At 50.7% G+C, this 5,578-nt stretch carries 2 tRNA genes and 3 rRNA genes; all 5 read right to left on the minus strand.

From position 1 onward, the window contains the following. Positions 1 to 17: 17 nt before the first annotated feature. Positions 18 to 133 (minus strand): 5S ribosomal RNA (rrf, locus tag GYN01_RS22015). Positions 134 to 292: 159 nt separating this feature from the next. Then, positions 293 to 3,184 (minus strand): 23S ribosomal RNA (locus tag GYN01_RS22020). Between the two features lie 238 nt (positions 3,185 to 3,422). Then, positions 3,423 to 3,498: transfer RNA gene (locus tag GYN01_RS22025), tRNA-Ala, on the minus strand. 9 nt (positions 3,499 to 3,507) lie between these two features. Continuing rightward, positions 3,508 to 3,584, minus strand: a tRNA-Ile gene (locus GYN01_RS22030). A 122-nt stretch (positions 3,585 to 3,706) separates the two neighbouring features. Continuing rightward, a 16S ribosomal RNA gene (locus GYN01_RS22035) occupies positions 3,707 to 5,243 on the minus strand. The 16S, 23S and 5S rRNA genes sit together here with 2 tRNA genes alongside, the layout of an rRNA operon. Between the last annotated feature and the right edge of the window lie 335 nt (positions 5,244 to 5,578).

Here is a 5,578-nt window from a genome sequence, read left to right on the forward strand (position 1 = left end):
GGGATTCTGGAATTTAATCTTGACGATGACCTACTCTCACATGGGGAAACCCCACACTACCATCGGCGATGCATCGTTTCACTACTGAGTTCGGGATGGGATCAGGTGGTTCCAATGCTCTATGGTCGTCAAGAAATTCGGGTACTGATTCGTAGCCATTTGGCTTCGCTTCAGCAAATTGGGTATGTGATAGCTTTCGGTGTTTTGTGAGTATCTCGAACTTTCGGTTCGTTTCGTCTTCACACACCGCAATCTGATGCTCTTTCGAGTAGTCAAATTGCTTGGGTGTTATATGGTCAAGCCTCACGGGCAATTAGTATTGGTTAGCTCAACGCCTCACAGCGCTTACACACCCAACCTATCAACGTCGTAGTCTTCGACGGCCCTTTAGGGAACTCAAGGTTCCAGTGAGATCTCATCTTGAGGCAAGTTTCCCGCTTAGATGCTTTCAGCGGTTATCTTTCCCGAACATAGCTACCCGGCAATGCCACTGGCGTGACAACCGGAACACCAGAGGTTCGTCCACTCCGGTCCTCTCGTACTAGGAGCAGCCCCTCTCAAATCTCAAACGTCCACGGCAGATAGGGACCGAACTGTCTCACGACGTTCTAAACCCAGCTCGCGTACCACTTTAAATGGCGAACAGCCATACCCTTGGGACCGGCTTCAGCCCCAGGATGTGATGAGCCGACATCGAGGTGCCAAACACCGCCGTCGATATGAACTCTTGGGCGGTATCAGCCTGTTATCCCCGGAGTACCTTTTATCCGTTGAGCGATGGCCCTTCCATACAGAACCACCGGATCACTAAGACCTACTTTCGTACCTGCTCGACGTGTCTGTCTCGCAGTCAAGCGCGCTTTTGCCTTTATACTCTACGACCGATTTCCGACCGGTCTGAGCGCACCTTCGTACTCCTCCGTTACTCTTTAGGAGGAGACCGCCCCAGTCAAACTACCCACCATACACTGTCCTCGATCCGGATAACGGACCTGAGTTAGAACCTCAAAGTTGCCAGGGTGGTATTTCAAGGTTGGCTCCACGCAGACTGGCGTCCACGCTTCAAAGCCTCCCACCTATCCTACACAAGCAAATTCAAAGTCCAGTGCAAAGCTATAGTAAAGGTTCACGGGGTCTTTCCGTCTAGCCGCGGATACACTGCATCTTCACAGCGATTTCAATTTCACTGAGTCTCGGGTGGAGACAGCGCCGCCATCGTTACGCCATTCGTGCAGGTCGGAACTTACCCGACAAGGAATTTCGCTACCTTAGGACCGTTATAGTTACGGCCGCCGTTTACCGGGGCTTCGATCAAGAGCTTCGCGTTAGCTAACCCCATCAATTAACCTTCCGGCACCGGGCAGGCGTCACACCCTATACGTCCACTTTCGTGTTTGCAGAGTGCTGTGTTTTTAATAAACAGTCGCAGCGGCCTGGTATCTTCGACCGGCGTGGGCTTACGCAGTAAATGCTTCACCCTCACCGGCGCACCTTCTCCCGAAGTTACGGTGCCATTTTGCCTAGTTCCTTCACCCGAGTTCTCTCAAGCGCCTTGGTATTCTCTACCCAACCACCTGTGTCGGTTTGGGGTACGGTTCCTGGTTACCTGAAGCTTAGAAGCTTTTCTTGGAAGCATGGCATCAACCACTTCGTGTTCTAAAAGAACACTCGTCATCAGCTCTCGGCCTTAGAATCCCGGATTTACCTAAGATTCCAGCCTACCACCTTAAACTTGGACAACCAACGCCAAGCTGGCCTAGCCTTCTCCGTCCCTCCATCGCAATAACCAGAAGTACAGGAATATTAACCTGTTTTCCATCGACTACGCTTTTCAGCCTCGCCTTAGGGACCGACTAACCCTGCGTCGATTAACGTTGCGCAGGAAACCTTGGTCTTTCGGCGTGGGTGTTTTTCACACCCATTATCGTTACTCATGTCAGCATTCGCACTTCTGATACCTCCAGCAAGCTTCTCAACTCACCTTCACAGGCTTACAGAACGCTCCTCTACCGCATCACCTAAGTGATACCCGTAGCTTCGGTGTATGGTTTGAGCCCCGTTAAATCTTCCGCGCAGGCCGACTCGACTAGTGAGCTATTACGCTTTCTTTAAAGGGTGGCTGCTTCTAAGCCAACCTCCTAGCTGTCTAAGCCTTCCCACATCGTTTCCCACTTAACCATAACTTTGGGACCTTAGCTGACGGTCTGGGTTGTTTCCCTTTTCACGACGGACGTTAGCACCCGCCGTGTGTCTCCCATGCTCGGCACTTGTAGGTATTCGGAGTTTGCATCGGTTTGGTAAGTCGGGATGACCCCCTAGCCGAAACAGTGCTCTACCCCCTACAGTGATACATGAGGCGCTACCTAAATAGCTTTCGAGGAGAACCAGCTATCTCCGAGCTTGATTAGCCTTTCACTCCGATCCACAGGTCATCCGCTAACTTTTCAACGGTAGTCGGTTCGGTCCTCCAGTTAGTGTTACCCAACCTTCAACCTGCCCATGGATAGATCGCCCGGTTTCGGGTCTATTCCCAGCGACTAGACGCCCTATTAAGACTCGCTTTCGCTACGCCTCCCCTATTCGGTTAAGCTTGCCACTGAAAATAAGTCGCTGACCCATTATACAAAAGGTACGCAGTCACCCAACAAAGTGGGCTCCCACTGCTTGTACGCATACGGTTTCAGGATCTATTTCACTCCCCTCTCCGGGGTTCTTTTCGCCTTTCCCTCACGGTACTAGTTCACTATCGGTCAGTCAGTAGTATTTAGCCTTGGAGGATGGTCCCCCCATATTCAGACAAAGTTTCTCGTGCTCCGTCCTACTCGATTTCACTGCAAAGATGTTTTCGCGTACAGGGCTATCACCCACTATGGCCGCACTTTCCAGAGCGTTCCGCTAACATCAATACAGCTTAAGGGCTGGTCCCCGTTCGCTCGCCACTACTAAGGGAATCTCGGTTGATTTCTTTTCCTCAGGGTACTTAGATGTTTCAGTTCCCCTGGTTCGCTTCTTAAGCCTATGTATTCAGCTTAAGATACCTAACTTATGTTAGGTGGGTTCCCCCATTCAGACATCTCCGGATCAAAGTCTGTTTGCCGACTCCCCGAAGCTTTTCGCAGGCTACCACGTCTTTCATCGCCTCTGACTGCCAAGGCATCCACCGTATGCGCTTCTTCACTTGACCATATAACCCCAAGCAATCTGGTTATACTATGAAGACGACATTCGCCGAAAATTCGCAATTTAACTCACAAATTTTACCTTAGCCTGAATAAACACCAGTGAAAGTGTTATCCAGTCTATCTTTCTATCACATACCCAAATTTTTAAAGAACGATCTAATCAAAAGATCAGAAATCAACATTCACCATTGAACCAATGGAATGCTCATTTCTAAGCTTTACGATGCAGAAGCAAGTTTATGGTGGAGCCAAACGGGATCGAACCGTTGACCTCCTGCGTGCAAGGCAGGCGCTCTCCCAGCTGAGCTATGGCCCCATACAAAATTGGTGGGTCTGGGCAGATTCGAACTGCCGACCTCACCCTTATCAGGGGTGCGCTCTAACCAACTGAGCTACAGACCCAATTTCGAGCTTGTAACTGTTAGCGTGAGCTATCAGCTTGGAGCTTAAAGCTGCTTCTATCGTCTTCTTCAATGAATCAAGCAATTCGTGTGGGAACTTATGGAGCAGCTGATGTCGTCGATTAAGGAGGTGATCCAGCCGCAGGTTCCCCTACGGCTACCTTGTTACGACTTCACCCCAGTCATGAATCACACCGTGGTAACCGTCCTCCCGAGGGTTAGACTAGCTACTTCTGGTGCAACCCACTCCCATGGTGTGACGGGCGGTGTGTACAAGGCCCGGGAACGTATTCACCGTGACATTCTGATTCACGATTACTAGCGATTCCGACTTCACGCAGTCGAGTTGCAGACTGCGATCCGGACTACGATCGGTTTTATGGGATTAGCTCCACCTCGCGGCTTGGCAACCCTTTGTACCGACCATTGTAGCACGTGTGTAGCCCAGGCCGTAAGGGCCATGATGACTTGACGTCATCCCCACCTTCCTCCGGTTTGTCACCGGCAGTCTCCTTAGAGTGCCCACCATTACGTGCTGGTAACTAAGGACAAGGGTTGCGCTCGTTACGGGACTTAACCCAACATCTCACGACACGAGCTGACGACAGCCATGCAGCACCTGTCTCAATGTTCCCGAAGGCACCAATCTATCTCTAGAAAGTTCATTGGATGTCAAGGCCTGGTAAGGTTCTTCGCGTTGCTTCGAATTAAACCACATGCTCCACCGCTTGTGCGGGCCCCCGTCAATTCATTTGAGTTTTAACCTTGCGGCCGTACTCCCCAGGCGGTCAACTTAATGCGTTAGCTGCGCCACTAAGAGTTCAAGACTCCCAACGGCTAGTTGACATCGTTTACGGCGTGGACTACCAGGGTATCTAATCCTGTTTGCTCCCCACGCTTTCGCACCTCAGTGTCAGTATCAGTCCAGGTAGTCGCCTTCGCCACTGGTGTTCCTTCCTATATCTACGCATTTCACCGCTACACAGGAAATTCCACTACCCTCTACCATACTCTAGCTTGCCAGTTTTGGATGCAGTTCCCAGGTTGAGCCCGGGGATTTCACATTCAACTTAACAAACCACCTACGCGCGCTTTACGCCCAGTAATTCCGATTAACGCTTGCACCCTCTGTATTACCGCGGCTGCTGGCACAGAGTTAGCCGGTGCTTATTCTGTCGGTAACGTCAAAACACTAACGTATTAGGTTAATGCCCTTCCTCCCAACTTAAAGTGCTTTACAATCCGAAGACCTTCTTCACACACGCGGCATGGCTGGATCAGGCTTTCGCCCATTGTCCAATATTCCCCACTGCTGCCTCCCGTAGGAGTCTGGACCGTGTCTCAGTTCCAGTGTGACTGATCATCCTCTCAGACCAGTTACGGATCGTAGCCTTGGTGAGCCATTACCTCACCAACTAGCTAATCCGACCTAGGCTCATCTGATAGCGCAAGGCCCGAAGGTCCCCTGCTTTCTCCCGTAGGACGTATGCGGTATTAGCGTCCGTTTCCGAACGTTATCCCCCACTATCAGGCAGATTCCTAGGTATTACTCACCCGTCCGCCGCTCTCAAGAGGTGCAAGCACCTCTCTACCGCTCGACTTGCATGTGTTAGGCCTGCCGCCAGCGTTCAATCTGAGCCATGATCAAACTCTTCAGTTCAAACATCTTTGGGTTTTGAGAAAACCCTAAACTTGGCTCAGCAATCGTTGGTTACATCTTTGATTTCTCGCGGAGTAACTTGTGATGCTGATAATCTTTTTGACTATCAGTCTGACTCCACAAGCACCCACACGAATTGCTTGATTCAGTTGTTAAAGAGCGGTTGGTTAAGCTTTCGCTCAACCGAGGCGCGCATTCTACAGCAGCCTCTGTTGCTGTCAAGCGGTTATTTCAGAAGTTTTCAAAGTTTCCCTTGTAACTTCAACCACTTGCGCTTTCGATCTCTCGTTAGCGGGAGGCGAATTCTACAGCGTTACACGCTGCTGTCAACACCT

The organism is Pseudomonas weihenstephanensis (assembly GCF_016812185.1).
GTDB classification, from domain to species: Bacteria; Pseudomonadota; Gammaproteobacteria; order Pseudomonadales; family Pseudomonadaceae; genus Aquipseudomonas; species Aquipseudomonas weihenstephanensis.